A 17200-nucleotide genomic window follows, 5' to 3' on the forward strand; every position below is an offset into this window, starting at 1 on the left:
GATTAAACGGTCATTTTTTACTGAATAATCAATATACTAAAATATCCCTTATTTTTTAGTTCCCGATCCTGTGTTGTTGCTTTGAGCAGAAAGCACGTATAATCCGCGCTCCGGTTTTTCATCATTTCAGGTTTACGCCATGACTGCTCTCCAATCTTTACAACCTCGCATTTCGGTCGCGCCGATGATGGATTGGACCACTCGTGACTACCGTTTTTTTGCCCGCCTATTTAATCCGAATATCATTATGTACACCGAAATGGTGACGACTGGCGCCATTCTGTTTGGTGGTGCGAATCGTCATTTGGACTATAACCACGAAGAACACCCGATTGTACTGCAACTCGGTGGCTCGAATCCGAAAGACCTTGCGACCTGTACTAAAATGGCGCAAGACTGGGGCTATGATGAAGTCAACCTGAATGTGGGCTGCCCAAGTGACCGCGTACAGAACAATAAAATTGGCGCATGCTTAATGGCAGAACCCAACCTAGTGGCGGAATGTATTGCTGAAATGCGCAATGCCGTCGATATTCCTGTGACGGTCAAACACCGTATCGGTATTGATGACATGCAGTCGTATGAAGAAATGCTGCATTTTGTCGATACTGTGGCCAAAACCGGTTGTGACAATTTTATCGTGCATGCACGTATTGCCCTGCTTCAGGGCTTATCGCCTAAAGAAAACCGTGATGTTCCGCCTTTGCGTTATGAAGATGTCTACCGTTTAAAACAGGAACGTCCGAACCTGCTGATTGAAATTAACGGCGGGGTTAAAACCCTGGCTGAAACCCAAGAACATTTAAAACATGTCGATGGCGTAATGATTGGTCGCGAGGCTTATCACAACCCGTATCTGTTAGCTGAACTGGGGCAATTATGGAATCTGCAAGCGCCTGACCGCTTTGATATTATGGCGCAAATGATGCCCTATATTGCCAAACGTATGGAAGAAGGTGCCCCACTTTCCATTATTACCCGTCATATTTTAGGGTTATTCCAGAACTTGCCGGGTGCGCGTAAATGGCGCCAGGCCTTAAGCGGTGGCAATGCCAAAACTTTAAAAGATGTGGAAACGGCATTAATCAATATTCAGGAAGCGATGCAGCGTACTGAAGAATATTTGAAAGAAAATCAGAATTCTTTGACTTCGAATTGATTGTATGCATCCTTATAAACAAAATGCCAGTCTATTCAGAAATAGGCTGGCATTTTTATTTTAATTCTTCATGCTGCTTGCTGAAGTAAGATTTACACAGTTCATATAACAAGCCCTGAAAAATAAACAAAAACTGGCTTATTCCAGATTTTCAGCATTGATCAGCCCGAATGGTGAATATGGATAAAATCATTGACGATTATAAATCGCATGGCCCTGATCTTTCACCGCAGCAATCTTTTTGCCTTCCAGTTTAGCTTGATCCAATTTACCAGCCTGCACCAATGTTCTGGTTTTATCAATCTCGGCCACTAATTGATCAAACAAAGCATCTGAGCTTGGTGCTTTCGCATCATTGGTTTTTAAGTCCACTTTTTTGGAGTCTAAGGCTGCGGTTTTCATATTATCCAGCGCTTGCAGCGCATCTTGCTGATTTTTGGCCTTATTAAAAGCTTTAAAGTTTTTAGCGAGGGTTTGCATATTATGTTCAAGAGCACCGTGTGCAAAACTCAGGCTGCTGGACGATAAAGCAATGGAAAATATTACTGCGGATAAAGTTTTTTTGATCATGTTGATGATGTCCTTTGAAAGATCCATTTAAATTGTGGTTATTATTGCGTTTAAATTGTTCTGAACATTTATGTTTTAAGCATTAAACATAGTGTAAATTGCATAAAAAATGCAACGGATTCGTTGCATTTTAATGAATAACTTCAGCTTTATTTAAACCGGCTCTATTTCATGTTGCAAGGCATCATGAATCGCTTCCACCAGCTGCTGGGCAATTTCCTGTTTTGAGGCTTTTTCCAGATCACGCTTCTGCATTTGATACTGCTCGGCAAAGAACACAATCATGGCATTTTCATCAGAGGCAAAACCGATATCAGGCCGTGATACATCATTGCAGGCAATCATATCCAGTTTTTTAGCCACCAGTTTGCCTGCGGCATATTCTTCAACGTTGCGGGTTTCTGCTGCAAATCCAACCATAAATGGACGCTTTTGTTGCTGGGCAATGGTCGCGACAATGTCTGGATTTTTAATTAAAGCTACATTCAGCTCATCACCGGCTTTCTTGATTTTATGCTCGGCCACTTCTGCTACGCGATAATCTGCCACTGCAGCCGTTGCAATAAAGATATCGCAACCTTCATCCAGCATCTGCATACTGGTTTCCAGCATTTTTACCGCAGATGACACATTGATACGGCGCACACCATTCGGCGTATCCAGACTTACCGGGCCTGCAATCAGAGTTACTTTAGCGCCTGCTGCATAGCAGGCAGCAGCTAAGGCAAAGCCCATTTTTCCGGTACTGTGATTTGAAATATAACGTACCGGATCAATCGCTTCACGGGTGGGACCTGCGGTAATCACCACATGTTTACCCGCCAGCATGCCAAATTTTTCGGCAATCGCGCGCTGCGCCTTGTGGAAATATTCAGTCACTTGTCGTGCTAAATCTTCCGGCTCGGGCATACGCCCCAAACCGACATCGCCACAGGCCTGTGAACCGGCATCCGGCATAATCACATGCACGCCATCTTCCACCAAAATATTCAAATTGCGCTGCGTCGCTTTGGCCGCCCACATTTGCTGATTCATGGCGGGTGCTACCCAAACCGGAGACTTGGTTGCCAGATATAAAGTACTTAACAGGTCATCGGCCAGACCGTTAGCGAATTTAGCCAGAGTGTCACAACTTGCAGGTGCAACCAGCAATAAATCCGCCCAGCGTGCCAATTCAATATGCCCCATCCCTGCTTCAGCTTCTGGATTGAGTAATTCAGTGTGAACCGGATTTCCCGACAGGGCCTGAAACGTCAACGGAGTAATAAAAGCCTGTGCCCCCTGCGTCATCACCACACGGACATTAAAGCCCGCATCTTTTAAACGACGAACCAAAATGGCACTTTTATATGCCGCAATACCACCAGTTACCGCTAAAACAATGTTTTTATTTGGAATCACACTCAAATCGAAGCTCACGAACAGGCTACCTTTCTGTTGCAGTGGCGCTCACAATAGCATTAAATAAACTCATACCCAAGTCAGCGACTCGGGGTAATAGCCCTCACTAATAATAAAAAAGTCTAAAAACAATGAATTTATCGATCAAACACTGGCCTGAACAGGAACGTCCACGCGAAAGGCTGATTCAACAAGGTGCAGCTAGCCTGTCAGATGCAGAACTGCTGGCCATCTTTTTACGCTCCGGCTCTAAACAACATTCTGCCGTAGAACTTTCACGAATGTTATTGCAGCATTTTGGCGGGCTTAATCCTATTTTTGATGCCGATCTTCAGGATTTAAGCCAGTTCCATGGCATCGGTGCCAGCAAATATGCCCAACTGATTGCGGTTAAGGAGTTGGGACGGCGCTATATTTCAGCACATTTGCAGCAAGAGAAAATTGAACTGAATAACTCAAGAACCTTGCTGGATTTTTTGAAATTTGAATTGCTGGGTGAAAAGCAGGAAGTTTTTGCCGTACTTTGCCTCGATCCGCATTTAAGAAAAATAAGCTTTAAAAAAATGTTCTATGGTTCAGTTAATTCGTGTGAAATTTCTACAAATCAGCTGCTTCGCCATGCCATCAATCAACATGCCTGTAGCATCGTGATTGCGCATAATCATCCTTTGGGTATGCCACAGCCGTCCAATGCCGATATTGAACTTACCCAGCGTATTTTAACGGCCTGTCAATTATTGGAAATCAAGCTGATAGATCATTGTATTGTATCGCCGGAAGGAACTTGTTCATTGGCTGAACTGGGGCTGATTTAAGCTGCACAAATAATTGTAACAAATATTGACAACAGCCCGGCTAACATTGAAGATCAACAAAAATTTTGCTGATACTAATAACATGATTGTTCGTGATCAACCTAGCATATTCAAGCTGCTCTTTTCCTGGCGTGGAACCATTCTGCCCAAGGTTTTGCCGCCTTTAGGTGTGGTCATGCTGATCTCCTCAGTAATTGGCGGACTGTCTTATATTGGTTACTTTCATTTTCCAGAACTTCCCTTGGTGGGCTTCACCTTAATTGGTGTGGTGCTGTCCATTTTTCTCGGTTTTAAAAACACCGCCTGTTATGACCGCTGGTGGGAAGCACGTAAACTTTGGGGCATGCTGATTGCCAATGCCCGGCATTTTGACCGCGACTGTCGTATGTTCAGTCAAGGACGCCGTGAACGGATCATCCAGCACGTGATTGTGTTTGCCAATGTCTTGCGTGATCGTTTACGTCACCAAACGGCCAATCCCCTGGCTCTGGTGGAAACCAGCGGCATGAGCCAACAGGCTTTAACCCAGCTTTATCAGCAGGCCAACGCACCGCAATACACCTTGAGCCTGATTCAGTGGGAGCTCATGCAGGCACTTAAAGAAGGTGAAATTTCCGATATTATTTATACCCAGATGAACCAGCATGTGACTGAATTGAGTCTGGTTCAAACCGGTTGTGACCGTATTGCCACTACGCCTTTGCCTTTTGCCTACTCGGTGCTGCTGAACCGTACCGTATATTTTTTCTGTTTTATGTTGCCTTTCAGTCTGGGGGCGACCTTGGGCTTGGCCACACCATTAATGGTGGGGATTTTGGCCTATACTTTTTTAGGTCTGGATGCACTCAGTTCCGAAATTGAAGAACCCTTTGGCACTCAAAGCAATGACTTGCCACTCGATGCAATGGTACGCACCATTGAAATTGAACTGCTGGGAACTTTAGGTAAACCGACCCCGCCACCGATTCAGGCGCAAGATCATAATCTTTTATAATCCCTCCCAACCTCCCTTTCTTGCATTTCTTTTTAAAGCAGTGCTTAAAACTCATTCAGGGAGGAGAAAATCTCCCTTTTTCAAAGGAAGGGGTTCCCTCTCCTTTCAGGAGAGGGTTAGGGAGAGGTTAAAATATTAATCAACGAAAACTCTCCCAAATCCCTACCTGCCCTTCTTTAAGGCGTGGAATATTGCCCAATCGAATCCACGGCATATGATCGCCATGAAAATCACTGCCCACAGAAACCTTTAAATCAAATTCCTCAATCATGCGATCCACCATCTGACGTGTAGAGGCGGGTTCAATTGCAGGAGGAAGCTCAACAGCATCACCACCAAACTCGGCAAAAATTTCAATCAGATAGCGGATATTGGTGGCAGACAGGTCATAACGCGTAGGGTGCGCAAGTACGGCGAAACCTTGACTCTCATGAATCACCTGAATGGTTTCCTGCAACCCTAAACCATCAAATTTCACATAGGCTTTTTTACCCTCTTTAATATATTTATCAAAGGCCTGCTGAGGGCGGCTCACATAACCTTTTTCCACCAGGGTTTTGGCAATATGCGTTCGGGTAATCCGGTCTGCAACATCCTCCACTTTGGCAATGACATCGGCGTAAATATCTTCACCAATCAACGGAATCAGCAAATCGCAGATCTGTCTGGCGCGAATCGCCCGAATCTGTTTTTGTTGTTCCAGTAAGGCCAGCAAAGGCTTCGGATTTTGCATATTCAGCGCAACCACATGTACAGCATAGTTTTTCTTGGTTGCCGGACGTGACCATTGGCTGGAAATTTCCACACCGGAAATAATCTTTAGCGGTAAATCTAATGCAACTTTTTCAGCTAATTTTAAGCCATCCATGCTATCGTGGTCCGTCAGCGCAAGGGTGTGAATACCTTTTTCTATGGCTGCATGCACAAGTTGTTCTGGAGACAAAGTTCCATCAGAAATATTACTATGTGTATGTAAATCTACGCCTTGCATAACTTATACTATGTCATTTATTTGATCAGATTTAGATACTCTAACATGAAAGCACTTTTAGACTTTGTGCCACTCATTATTTTCTTTTATTTATATAAAACTGTTGATCCAAAGGATACCGAGCATCCGCTATTACATTTGATCGGTTCCGCGGGAGGTATTGATAATAACAACATTTTGGTGGCTACCGCGGGTCTGATCCTCTCAATGCTGGTGGTGTATGGCATTCTATTTATCAGCCAGAAATTCCGTTTAGAAAAACAGCAATGGATTGTGCTGTTTATGACGGTGATTTTTGGTGGTATCACCTTAATGCTCAGTGATGATTTTTATATCCGTTTAAAAGCCGCACTGTTGAATCTGGTCTTTGCCGGTGCTTTCCTGCTTTCCCCTTATTTTACCAAAGATAAAAATCCGCTGATTCAGCGTTTATTTGGCCCTATTTTCAATTTAACAGCTAAAGGCTGGAAAAACTTAAACTTCGCATGGGCTGGAATGTTTGCATTCATGTCGTTCTTGCATGTTTTCTTCGCATTTATATTTGCCCATGGAAAATATTGGGGCGAATTTACCGCATTTGGTGACATGATTGTGATGTTTTCCTTTATCATTATTCAGTTTATTGTCTTGCGCAAACATTTTAAGTCGCCTGAAGCCTAATTCAGGTCAACTGATCGAGAAAGAATATGCCTTTATTCGTGGTAACTTGTACTGATAACGAAGGTACAGTCGAAAAACGTCTAGCTACACGTCCACAACATTTGCAACGTCTGCAAAAATTAAATGATGAGGGTCGTTTAATTGTGGCAGGTGCGATGCCTAAAGATCCAGGCAATCCACAAGCAGGTTTTTATGGCAGCACGATTATTGTTGACTTTGAGACCCGAGAAGCACTCGATGCATGGCTACAAGATGAGCCTTTCTTAAAAGAAGGCGTATATGGTCATATTGATGTGAAACCTTTTAATAAAGCTTTCCCTCAAGGATAAAATCATGCGTGTTGTAGTTTCAAGCTTATTGGGTTTCTCTTTAATCTGTTCAACAGCTTGGGCGGTAGAACCTGCTCCTGCTCCAACACCTGCTGTAGCCCCTGCTGCTCAAGCAACGACTGCAACACCATCTGCACAACAGACCCAAAAGCCACAAACTTTAGCTGCCAATAAACCGGGTACTGTTCCTGCTGCCAATCTGGATGCCAATGGTTTACCCCTTGAAGCCAAACCTCTAACCGCAGAGCAACTTGCAAAAAATAAAGCAGTGCAAGATGCCAAAGTAAAAGCGCTGGTTAAAGATCAGGCCACACGTTTACAGCAACTGGAAAAAGCCAATTTAGATGCCTTGTCACAGAACCAGGAACTGCAATTGAAAAATGACAGTTTGGGTGTTCAAGTCCAGGTACTGCAAAGCGAACGTAGCGCACAAATGTTTTTATACGGTGCAGCCACGATAGCGGTCGGCGTGTTGCTGGGCTTCCTGATTGCCAGTTATGTGTACACCAAACGTCGTCGTCAGTGGTAATTGTGGTACTGACTGCTGTATTGAGTTTATTGCGTTCTTACTGATTCTTTTAAAGGTAATTTAGGTTTTGTCTAGCCGCATTCAAACTGCCAATCTGGATTGGCAACAGGTTGATGGAATTGATGTTCCCGTTTCCAAACAGTTTGGAGACGTTTATTTCTCTAAAGATAATGGCTTGCTTGAAACACGGCATGTGTTTCTAAATGGCAATGATTTATCTAGCCGTCTGGCAAAGCTGAATGACTTCGAATATTTCTGTGTCGGTGAAACCGGTTTTGGTACAGGCCTAAATATTCTGGCCTTGTGGCAGCTTTGGCAACAGGTTCGTCCAGACAATCACAGCCATCTGCATGCCATTTCTGTGGAAAAATTTCCACTAAGCAAAGATGACCTGATACGTGCCCTCAATGCATGGCCGGAACTTAAGCCCTTGGCTGAACAGCTGATTGCGCAATACCCCCTGCCGATTGCCGGTTGTCACCGTTTATCTTTCCCTGAACAGCGTTTTAGCCTGGATCTATGGCTGGGTGATGCGCATGATGTTTTTCCGGTCATGGAAAAAACGGCAGCAGTCAACGCATGGTTTTTAGATGGCTTTGCCCCATCTTGTAACCCGGATATCTGGGAAGAAAACGTTCTCAACAATATTGTGCGTTTATCAGATGTCGGAACCACTTTCGCTTCATTCAGCGTTGCCGGCGTACTGAAACGCGGCCTGAAAAATCACGGTATTTCTATTGCACGTCCGCGCGGTTTCAAGCATAAGCGTGAAATGCTCAAAGCCATCTGGAATGCGCCCGAAGATCTTGCTGCAATCTCGGAAGATTTAGATTCCGCTCAAAAAAAAACTGAATTAAGCGCTACAGTTTTTAAACAGCGTCAGATTGCGATTATTGGTGCAGGAATCGCAGGTTTAAGCTGTGCCTGGGCATTTGCACAACGTGGCCATCACGTCACCATTTATGACCAGACAGCGCCTCTTTCCGGCGGCTCTGGCAATCCGCTGGCATTACTGAATCCCAAACTGTGTCCGATTGAACAAAGTGCCGATCATCTGATGACTCTGGCCTGGCAGCATGCCTTAAATCATTATGCAACCTTTAAAGCTTTCCGCCCGATTCAGGTGAGCCAATTGGCACTGAAAAATGCTGATGAATTGCTCGGTCTTGCACAGCAATATCCTGAAGGTATTCTTCAGGCAGAATCCGCCATAAACTGTAGTCTAAAGACTGAATTGCCCAGTCTCAATTTATTGCAGGCAGGTGCTGTTGCGCCGCATCAATTCGCTGAGCAAATTCTTAAACATCCTTTAATCCAATATCAGCAGGCAGAAGTCACCGAAATCAAACAGGCGAATTTGGTGAATCTATTCAATGCTACACAGCAATTATTGGGTAAATTTGATCATGTGATCGTCTGTGCTGCACGACAAAGCCAAAATTTCTTTGAGCATTTTCCTGTACTAAAGCCCATTCGGGGTCAGGTCAGTTGGGTCAACAATTCTGCACAGCCCTTAGATCATACGCAGGCCTATAGCTATGGTGGCTATTGCATGCAGCTAGATACAGATCATCTCATTTTAGGTGCTTCTTTTTTTCCAAACCGAGATGATGATGAAGTGCTACTAGAAGATCATGTGCATAACCAAGAGCTTATTCACAGTGTCTTTCCTGAATATGGCAAAACTTTAGCACCCGTGGAAAGCTGGCAAGGCCGGGCTTCTGTACGCGCACAAACTCAGGATTACTTTCCTGTCGTAGGTCAGGTGAAAGATGATCAGCAGATCTATACATTGACGGGTCTGGGTTCGAAAGGATTTTTATTTGCGCCACTATGCAGTGAAGTTTTGGCCGCTCAGGTGTTGGGTGAAGCCTGCCCAATTTCATCGACTTTACTGAAAAAACTCAGTGCCAGACGCTTTGATAAGAAAGTGAAAGCAAAGAAGCCTTATTTTAAGCCTAATCTTTAATTCTTCCTTGTGCTTTGAAAAGATAGAAATTATCTCTCCTACAGGGAGAAGATTAAGAAGAGGAAATTTTCTATTTGCCAATAAAAAAGCGCCTTTCGGCGCTTTTTTCACAAGATAATTATGAACCTTGTTCTAGTGGCATGCCTGCATCACGAGCAGCGCGAGTACCGCCCATCAGAATGACATATTCACGTGAGCTATCCAGACCCTCTAACTTCTCAGCTGCACGTGGAGCTTTACTACCACCACCGCATAAAATGTAAATAGGCTGATCCGACTCCACCTGAGTTAAGCTGTTTGCACTCAAGCCATCAATGGGCTGATTTACAGCACCTTTAACATGACCTTCAGCAAAGGCTTTTGTATCACGAACATCCCAGATAACTGCATTTTCTGGGAACTCAAATGTTGTAATTTCTTGTTTACGGATCATTGTGCACTCCTTTGATGTAAACAACACTTGGCAAATGAAGAAAACATCCCTAGCATCTCAGATATTCTTTCCCTTTGTAAAGGTCTAAACCATGCCTTCTTTCGATATTGTATCTGAATTAGAAATTTTTGAAGTAAATCATGCTGTTCAAAACACGCAAAAAGAAATTGCAACCCGTTTTGACTTCCGCGGACAAGACGTTTCTATTGAATTAAATGAAAAAAACAAGGAAATCAAAATCAGTACTGAAAGCGATTTCCAATGTGAACAAGTCTATAGCATGCTGGAAAATCATTTCTTTAAACGTAAAATCGATATTCAGGCGCTTGATCCGCAAAAAATGACCGCTTCTGGCAAAAATGTGATTCAGGTGATCAAGCTTAAAGATGGTCTTGACTCTGATACTGCAAAAAAAATTAATAAAGCCATTAAAGAAAGTGGCATTAAAGTGCAATCTTCAATTCAAGGCGACAAAATTCGTGTAACTGATAAAAAGCGCGATACTTTGCAACAAGTAATGGCATTTTTAAAAGAACAGCAATTTGGTGTGCCTTTGCAGTTTAACAACTTTAAAGACTAATGCTGTAATGCAATAGCCATCGAGGAACTTCATGACATCGACCAACCGCTTATCCAAACTGGTAAAAGCAACTGCTAAATTACCTCAGGGCATCCGTAGTAGACTGTGGAGCAAAGTGTTTGGTCGGGTCGTGCCGATGGTTGGTAGTGCGCATATCCGCTATCTGGAAGTCAGTCATTCCAAAGTGGTGGTCAAGATTGAAAACCATCGTGCCATGCAAAATCATATTGGTCAGGTGCATGCTTGCGCCATGACACTGATTGCTGAAACCGCCACCGGTTTTGTTACTGGAATGAATGTTCCTGACTCCTGTATTGTGCTGATCAAAAGTTTAAAAGTTGATTTTAAGCGTCCAACCAAAGGTGCCATGGTTGCAACTGCCACATTAACGGATGAGCAGCAAAAACTGATGCAAAGCACTGAAAAAGGCGAAACGCTGGTGAGCGTTCAGGTGACGGATGAATCCGGTGAACAACCGATTCAGTGTGAAATGCTCTGGGCTTGGGTATCCAAGTCACATTTAAAGAACTAATTTAATCTTAAAAATTTTCAGTCATATCAATGTATTTCTAAATACAAGACCATTAAGATGATAAAAAGCCCAATCATGATTGGGCTTTTTATTTCAAATTATTTTAGGGGTTGTGATGCCTGATATTTTTGTTTGACCTCATCCGGAATTTGACGCTTCGCACCTTTTACATCTACTGCAACAAAAGTATATACGCCTTCAGTTACGCGAATAGGTTCACGTGAATCGTCGTGGCTGTCCCACACTTCAATCTGCATTTGAATAGAAGTATTACCCACTTTTAAAATCTTGGTATAACAACTAATTACATCACCAACTTTGACTGGAACCAGAAAAGTCATCTGATTAATCGAAATGGTTGCACAACGTCCTTTACTAAAACGCTCTGCGTGAATTGCACCTGCCAAATCCATTTGTGAAACAATCCACCCACCAAAGACATCACCACTCCAGTTGGTATCTGCTGGCATCGCAATGGTTTGAAGGGAAAGCGTTCCTTCCGGTTTTACATGAATATCTGACACGTTAACTCCCAGTATTGGCATTTAAATGTTGATCTAGCCACTGTTGTAGCTCTGTAGATCGTAGCGCACCACTTATTCTACCAATTTCATTGGTTTTATTCATCAAAACTAAAGTGGGAATACTGCGCACACCAAAAGCGCCACTGAGCTGAGGTGATTCCTCGGTATTAATTTTTGCAAAAATCACTTTGGGATTCTGTTTTGCGACCTGTTCAAAATGAGGAGCCATCATCTTACAGGGGCCGCACCATTCTGCCCATAAATCAATGAGTACAGGTAATTCACTGTGGGTGACAAAGTTACTAAAATTGTGCTCATTCAACTCAATGGGAGCAAGAGGAAGAAGCACTTGATGACACTGACCACAGTTTGGATTGGCTTCTAGTTTATCTTCAGGTACTCGATTTCTAGCACCACACGCAGGACATACAATAATCATTTAGCTCACTCCAATATGTTGATGTAAAAATTCTAATTGGGTTGATATGGCTTTTTCAAACCATTGACCATGATAGACATCAAAATGCTGCATATCCCATTCATGGTATTGTACATAAGGTGCAATATTGGTTGCCGTTTCACGACTGGACTCAATCGGAATCAGGCTATCTAGTTTGGAAGCAATAAATAAAACAGGCACACTAATTTTACGGACATCCTGAATAGGACGATAACGGATCAGGTTGAAAAAAACGCGTGCTGGAATCTCACCACTCCAGAAATAATCCGGGTTAACTATAGACAAATATCCCTCATAACTATCTGCTGTAGGCATAAAGCATAAGCCTTTTCTGTCCACAACAGGTAATGTTTTTGGGGACATTCCCACTTTCGCGCCCATATAGTCCTGACTTGATATTTTTAATGCTTTCGGGAGTTGTTGTAAAGGATAAAGCTTGGCGCTTTCTGTGCCATCAACAAACGGCACTTGTACCATAACCGCTTGAACATTTTTCAACTCTGCCGCCAGATTTAAAGCATAGCCGCCGCTTAAGGAGGTTCCCCAAAGCACAATGCGTCGCGGGTCAATCGATTTCCGCTCTAATACATGCGCAATCATGGTTCGCCAATCTTCTAATTGTGATTGAATCGATACCAGTTCACGTGGACGACCGGTACTTCCGCCCCAATAACGATAATCAAACAGCACAACAGCATAACCGGCCTGAGCAAAACGCTTGGCATACTGAACCAGTTTAAATTGACGTAAAGCTGCCAAACCGTGGGCCATAATAATCACAGCCGGTTTATGTTCTGTTTTGGGACGGTAAAAATCCGCAGCAATAACCTCTTGCCCACTATTTACATACAGTGGTTCAACTGTATAGGAATGCATACGCGCTCCATTGCGTTATTTTATGATTGTAATCGCTTATAAAAATTTCAACAGATCAAGCTCAAGTTTCAGCTTAATGCTATCATAAAGCATATATCTATTGAGCAAATTATGGAGTGACAAAATGAGTGAAAATGTTGGCTTTGCAGGTCAAATTTCTCCGGAGCACGTAGCACAAGTTGTTGAAAAAGGTTTTAAATCGATTATCAACAATCGCCCAGATATGGAAGGTGGTCCAGAACAACCAACAAGTGCACAAATTGAAGAAGCTGCACGCAATGCAGGCTTAGATTACGTTTTCCAACCCGTGGTAGCGGGTCAAATTACTGAAGTCGATGTACGTACTTTTGCTAATCACTACAATGAACTTCCAAAACCTGTACTCATGTTCTGCCGTACCGGAAACCGCTCAAATAATCTATTCCAACTGGCGAAACAAATGGATTTATTGGATGACTAAGCACGTTGTTGACCGTGCTTTTTTAGTTTCATTTTGACCTTTAATGCCGAGTTTTTTATATAACCTATTGATTCAATCTGTAGGTTAAGCTTTTCTGGCGGTATTAGGAGGTCAAATGACAACTGATCAATTTAAATTTTTTAAAGATTTTAAGTCTATCATATATGTCACTTCACACCCGTCTGATGAGTGATAAGGCTATTTGGCTTCATTCTCTCAATTAAGACCTATTGTTGAACAATTGCTTTATAAGCGTTATTTAATCCCCGGTTACCGATAGTAAAATTTTTAAAACAGACGGGGGTGGAATTTGCCGAATACGATTATGGGCTTACAAAACCTATAGTAATGATAGATCGAAGTGGCACTTGCTCTTGCCTATTATTTAATGAAGCAAAATTAGGATTGTTCTATGAATAAAATAATTGTTCTATTTCTTATTTCATGTGTCATTGCGGGATGTAGCTCAATGAATGTTCGACCTACGGTTGGGGTAAGTGTGGGAACTTCAATTTAAAGTTCCCAATAAAAAACAGCGCCGAAGCGCTGTTTTTTATTGAAATTAATTGCCATCATTACAATTGAGAGAAGTACCATAAGGACTAACTAAATTAGGAGCAATACCATTTGCTACATCCACATCGCTGATTAAATAACTCAAACCAAGGCTAGTAGAACCACTAATTTGTTTACCACTTACAATCGAATCGGCAAGAATTTGAATATTCAAATAGCCTGCATAATTTTTAGGATATTGAATTTTTAAATCAAAGCGGCCATTTGCATCGGTAGTATATTTATTATTCGTAGCTGGCACATTTTCTTTGTTGATAAAAGATACAACTTGAACAGTTTTACCCGGCTTAACTGGCGCTAGTTGATCTATTTCTTTTCCTCCGCTATTCACTTTTATAATTGGCGAAACACATTGTGTAATCACATCAGGAAGGTATTTATCTACTTTACCATCTGGTGGAAGATCGGTATCAAAGAAACCAAAATTCCCTTTATTATAACTTAGCGCATTGACTCCCATAACAACGTCTTGGTTTGGAAGAGGTTTACCATCTACGTCCGTTACTTGAACTGAGATATTTTGATAATAATAAACACCATCTGATGAGTCTTCAATTTTTGTTGGATTATAAGCTACAGTAATTGCACCAACAGGCTGAGGTACTGTTGAATTCACAACATCTAATTTATATGTATAAACCTGAGTAGATTGTCCAAAATTTGCTTCAAGCACTAGATCATCCAAAACAAATTGTGCAGCACTATATGCCGATAGTCTCTGTGCCTCAGTAAAGGATAAAGTATAAGTAATTTGCCCATTACCGTCTGTTTGAGTTGCATTTGGAGTAAATTTGACGCCATTCAAAGCCGAATTTTTAACTTTCAATGAAATAGCTTGGTTTGCTAGAGTTGCACCATTTGCATCTACAGCAGTTAAAGTTACGGTTGTTTGATCACCGCGTACATTCAATGTAGTTTTAGTTGCATCAAATAAAACAATACTGGTTGTATCTGAACCGTTATTGGTATCAGCACCAGTTACAGTAACTGTTTGTTCTTGACTTAATTGACCACTATTAGTTTTAGCAACAATTTTAAAGCCATTTTTTATTAGATCTGATAATGTAGTTGAAGTACTAGGTGTGGTTAATACATAAACTGCATTTCCAGATGCATCAGTCGTTTGTTTAGCAATACTAGAATTACTTACATTATTTGTTGGATCAACAATCATTAAAGTAATATCAGCATTAGCAACACCACCTTTATTTTCATCTAAAGCCCGAACAGTCACAGTAAGCTGTCCATTCGTTGCAGCCATAGATAATTTATCTAATTCAATTTTTAATGCAGAAACTGTTGCCGATGTTCCTGTATTCCCACCAGTATTAGTATTTCCATTTCCAGAATTAGAAGAAGAACCTTCGTTATTAAAATAACCTTCACTCCCTCCACCACCACAACTTGCAAGTAAAACAGCCAAAGCAACTGTAGATAATTTTAAACTAATATTTTTACTCATGAATATCCCCGAAACCCTCAAAAATTTTAGAGCTTTGTTCTTAATTAATATTGCTTGATATGTAAGCATAGTTAGTACTTTATGTAAATAAAAGCATGATAAATGTTTTACCATGTTAACCTAAAAATATGATAAAAAAGTGAGCCATTTCACAATGTATGACCTAATTATTATCGGTGCTGGCACTGCCGGAATCGCTGCTTATCAAGAAGCCATTAAATACACTCAAAATATTCTTATTGTTAATGATGGACCTTGGGATACCACCTGTGCCCGTGTCGGCTGTATGCCAAGTAAAGTTCTTATTTCCGCTGCAAATCGTATACATGAAATCGAAAATGCCAACTTAGTCGGACTAAATGTTGTAGCTGAAATTAATACCTCACAAGTAATGCATCATGTTCGAACGCTTAGAGACCATTTTAGCAATGCAACACTTAAAGATGTAAATAATTGGCCAACAGAACATAAAATATCGGGACAAGTACAATACGTTAATCAAAATACGATAACAGTAAACAGTCAGAAATATCAGTCTAAAAGTTTTATCTTGGCTGTAGGCTCTACCCCAACCTTCGATTCCCAATGGAAAGAGCAACTCGGTGATCGACTCATCACATCCGATCAAATTTTTGAATTAGAAAAATTACCCCAGTCTTTGGCAGTCATTGGTAGTGGCGTGATTGCTATTGAACTAGCACAAGCCATGCAAAAATTAGGTGTTAAAACAACCGTTTTTGCACGTAGTCGTAAAGTTGGAGCTCTCAGCAGCCCAGCTCTGCAAAAATTAGCCCAAGATGAAATCAGTAAAAATTTAGACATCAAATTTGGAAAATTACCAACTGCAGTTCAGCGTGGTACTGACGGAGTTACTATTCACTTCGAAGAAAATAATCAGCCGAAACAACTTAATGTAGAATATCTCCTGGTTGCAACAGGCCGGAAAAGTTATTTAGATACGTTGCTATTAAATAATATTGATCACGCATATACCGATCTTAAAAAACTTCCTGTTAATAGTAAAACCAAACAGCTGGGAGACTATCCCATTTTCATTGCAGGTGATGCCCATACCAATACCCCTATTCAACATGAAGCAGCACATGAAGGTCGTCAGGCTGTACACAACTGTTTAAACTATCCTGCAATCAAAAACTTAAAGACACTCACACCTCTAGCTATCGTATTTAGTGCACCAGAAATGGCAACTGTAGGGCAAAGTTTCAAACAACTTACAGATACAAAAATTGAATTTATCACTGGAACTGTTTCTTATGAAAAACAAGGACGTGCCTTAGTACTAGCTAAAAATACTGGTGCTGTTGAAGTATATGTCGATAAATCTTCAGGCAAAGTATTAGGTGCAGAATTATTTGTTGAAGCTGCAGAACATATGGCTCATTTACTGGCATGGATAATTTCTGAAAATTTAACTGTGGATGAAATTCTGGATAAACCTTTCTATCATCCAACATTAGAAGAAGGTTTAAGAAGCGCACTAAAACATGCGAGAAGACAATTAAAGTAGCCAATAATGAAAAATTGATTCACATTAAAAAAGGGCTTTTTATTACTTTGATGATATTTTTCTAATTTAATCTTTCTAATGCACATAAAAAGCACCCCTGACTCGTTAGAGTCAGGGGTGCTTTAGGAATAATGAGCTGGCGATGACTTACTCTCACATGGGTAATCCCACACTACCATCAGCGCTAAGAGGTTTCACTTCTGAGTTCGGGAAGGGATCAGGTGGTTCACTCTTGCTATTGTCGCCAGCACAACTGTTTATGGACTTGTTCGGGTCTTATTTACATCATTTGATGTATGCCTTACTTCGTACCAAATAGAATACATTAACAGGTATATCTAAGTTGAATATT

The 17200-nt window shown here is 41.5% G+C and carries 19 protein-coding genes and 1 rRNA gene; 11 read left to right on the plus strand and 9 right to left on the minus strand.

What is annotated here, in order from left to right; all coding sequences use genetic code 11:
• Positions 1 to 139 precede the first annotated feature (139 nt).
• A complete protein-coding gene (gene dusA / locus B9T26_RS11425) occupies positions 140 to 1159 on the plus strand; it encodes a tRNA dihydrouridine(20/20a) synthase DusA (RefSeq protein WP_086199814.1) in 1020 nt (339 codons plus the stop codon).
• A gap of 189 nt (positions 1160 to 1348) precedes the next feature.
• Here the strand turns inward: dusA and B9T26_RS11430 are convergent, their stop codons facing one another.
• Positions 1349 to 1729, minus strand: a complete 381-nt coding sequence (locus B9T26_RS11430; protein WP_086176833.1) for a cytochrome b562 — start codon at positions 1727 to 1729, stop codon at positions 1349 to 1351.
• A gap of 153 nt (positions 1730 to 1882) precedes the next feature.
• Positions 1883 to 3148: a bifunctional phosphopantothenoylcysteine decarboxylase/phosphopantothenate--cysteine ligase CoaBC gene (gene coaBC, locus B9T26_RS11435; protein WP_086199815.1), complete on the minus strand. Its 1266-nt coding sequence runs from the start codon at positions 3146 to 3148 to the stop codon at positions 1883 to 1885.
• Positions 3149 to 3261: 113 nt separating this feature from the next.
• On the opposite strand from coaBC, the gene radC reads away from it, so the two are divergent.
• Together radC and B9T26_RS11445 are read left to right on the plus strand one after the other, a co-directional pair.
• Positions 3262 to 3945, plus strand: a complete 684-nt coding sequence (gene radC, locus B9T26_RS11440) for a RadC family protein (protein ID WP_086199816.1) — start codon at positions 3262 to 3264, stop codon at positions 3943 to 3945.
• Between the two features lie 82 nt (positions 3946 to 4027).
• Entirely contained in the window at positions 4028 to 4939 is a 912-nt protein-coding gene (locus B9T26_RS11445) for a bestrophin family protein (RefSeq protein ID WP_086199817.1), read from the plus strand.
• Positions 4940 to 5078: 139 nt separating this feature from the next.
• On the opposite strand, the gene B9T26_RS11450 is transcribed toward B9T26_RS11445, so the two are convergent.
• The gene (locus B9T26_RS11450) at positions 5079 to 5930 is read right to left on the minus strand and encodes a PHP domain-containing protein (RefSeq protein ID WP_086199818.1); all 852 of its coding nucleotides are present in this window, start codon (positions 5928 to 5930) and stop codon (positions 5079 to 5081) included.
• A 45-nt stretch (positions 5931 to 5975) separates the two neighbouring features.
• Here B9T26_RS11450 and B9T26_RS11455 point away from each other — a divergent pair, with 45 nt between their 5' ends.
• The 4 genes from B9T26_RS11455 (at position 5976) to mnmC (ending at position 9417) form a co-directional block, all read left to right on the plus strand.
• Positions 5976 to 6590, plus strand: a complete 615-nt coding sequence (locus tag B9T26_RS11455; RefSeq protein ID WP_086176838.1) for a septation protein IspZ — start codon at positions 5976 to 5978, stop codon at positions 6588 to 6590.
• A gap of 26 nt (positions 6591 to 6616) precedes the next feature.
• Complete coding sequence (locus B9T26_RS11460; protein WP_086199819.1) at positions 6617 to 6919, plus strand: YciI family protein; 303 nt, start codon at positions 6617 to 6619, stop codon at positions 6917 to 6919.
• A gap of 4 nt (positions 6920 to 6923) precedes the next feature.
• Positions 6924 to 7448 carry a hypothetical protein gene (locus B9T26_RS11465; RefSeq protein WP_086199820.1) on the plus strand — a complete coding sequence of 175 codons (525 nt, stop codon included), beginning with the start codon at positions 6924 to 6926 and terminating at the stop codon, positions 7446 to 7448.
• Between the two features lie 67 nt (positions 7449 to 7515).
• A complete protein-coding gene (gene mnmC / locus B9T26_RS11470) occupies positions 7516 to 9417 on the plus strand; it encodes an FAD-dependent 5-carboxymethylaminomethyl-2-thiouridine(34) oxidoreductase MnmC (protein ID WP_086199821.1) in 1902 nt (633 codons plus the stop codon).
• 118 nt (positions 9418 to 9535) lie between these two features.
• Here mnmC and B9T26_RS11475 read toward each other — a convergent pair whose 3' ends face one another.
• Entirely contained in the window at positions 9536 to 9850 is a 315-nt protein-coding gene (locus B9T26_RS11475; protein WP_086199822.1) for a rhodanese-like domain-containing protein, read from the minus strand.
• A gap of 91 nt (positions 9851 to 9941) precedes the next feature.
• Between B9T26_RS11475 and B9T26_RS11480 the strand changes: the two genes are divergently transcribed.
• Positions 9942 to 10430 (plus strand): YajQ family cyclic di-GMP-binding protein, encoded by a 489-nt coding sequence (locus tag B9T26_RS11480; protein WP_086199823.1) that lies wholly within the window; start codon positions 9942 to 9944, stop codon positions 10428 to 10430.
• Positions 10431 to 10461: 31 nt separating this feature from the next.
• On the plus strand, positions 10462 to 10962 hold the full coding sequence (locus B9T26_RS11485; protein ID WP_086199824.1) for a DUF4442 domain-containing protein: 501 nt from the start codon (positions 10462 to 10464) through the stop codon (positions 10960 to 10962).
• A gap of 98 nt (positions 10963 to 11060) precedes the next feature.
• Here the strand turns inward: B9T26_RS11485 and B9T26_RS11490 are convergent, their stop codons facing one another.
• The 3 genes from B9T26_RS11490 to B9T26_RS11500 are packed head-to-tail and all read right to left on the minus strand — an operon-like array spanning position 11061 to position 12822.
• A complete protein-coding gene (locus tag B9T26_RS11490; RefSeq protein WP_413772767.1) occupies positions 11061 to 11432 on the minus strand; it encodes an acyl-CoA thioesterase in 372 nt (123 codons plus the stop codon).
• A gap of 55 nt (positions 11433 to 11487) precedes the next feature.
• Positions 11488 to 11925: a thioredoxin TrxC gene (gene trxC / locus B9T26_RS11495; RefSeq protein ID WP_086176846.1), complete on the minus strand. Its 438-nt coding sequence runs from the start codon at positions 11923 to 11925 to the stop codon at positions 11488 to 11490.
• Positions 11926 to 12822 (minus strand): alpha/beta hydrolase, encoded by an 897-nt coding sequence (locus B9T26_RS11500; RefSeq protein WP_086199826.1) that lies wholly within the window; start codon positions 12820 to 12822, stop codon positions 11926 to 11928.
• Between the two features lie 124 nt (positions 12823 to 12946).
• Here B9T26_RS11500 and B9T26_RS11505 point away from each other — a divergent pair, with 124 nt between their 5' ends.
• Positions 12947 to 13282 (plus strand): TIGR01244 family sulfur transferase, encoded by a 336-nt coding sequence (locus tag B9T26_RS11505; protein ID WP_086176848.1) that lies wholly within the window; start codon positions 12947 to 12949, stop codon positions 13280 to 13282.
• Positions 13283 to 13844: 562 nt separating this feature from the next.
• Here B9T26_RS11505 and B9T26_RS11510 read toward each other — a convergent pair.
• On the minus strand, positions 13845 to 15320 hold the full coding sequence (locus B9T26_RS11510; protein WP_086199827.1) for an Ig-like domain-containing protein: 1476 nt from the start codon (positions 15318 to 15320) through the stop codon (positions 13845 to 13847).
• Positions 15321 to 15474: 154 nt separating this feature from the next.
• Between B9T26_RS11510 and B9T26_RS11515 the strand changes: the two genes are divergently transcribed.
• A complete protein-coding gene (locus B9T26_RS11515) occupies positions 15475 to 16848 on the plus strand; it encodes a dihydrolipoyl dehydrogenase (RefSeq protein WP_086199828.1) in 1374 nt (457 codons plus the stop codon).
• A gap of 134 nt (positions 16849 to 16982) precedes the next feature.
• Here B9T26_RS11515 and rrf read toward each other — a convergent pair.
• Positions 16983 to 17097 (minus strand): 5S ribosomal RNA (gene rrf, locus B9T26_RS11520).
• Positions 17098 to 17200 lie beyond the last annotated feature (103 nt).

It is taken from the genome of Acinetobacter sp. ANC 4169 (assembly GCF_002135355.1).
GTDB lineage: Bacteria > Pseudomonadota > Gammaproteobacteria > Pseudomonadales > Moraxellaceae > Acinetobacter.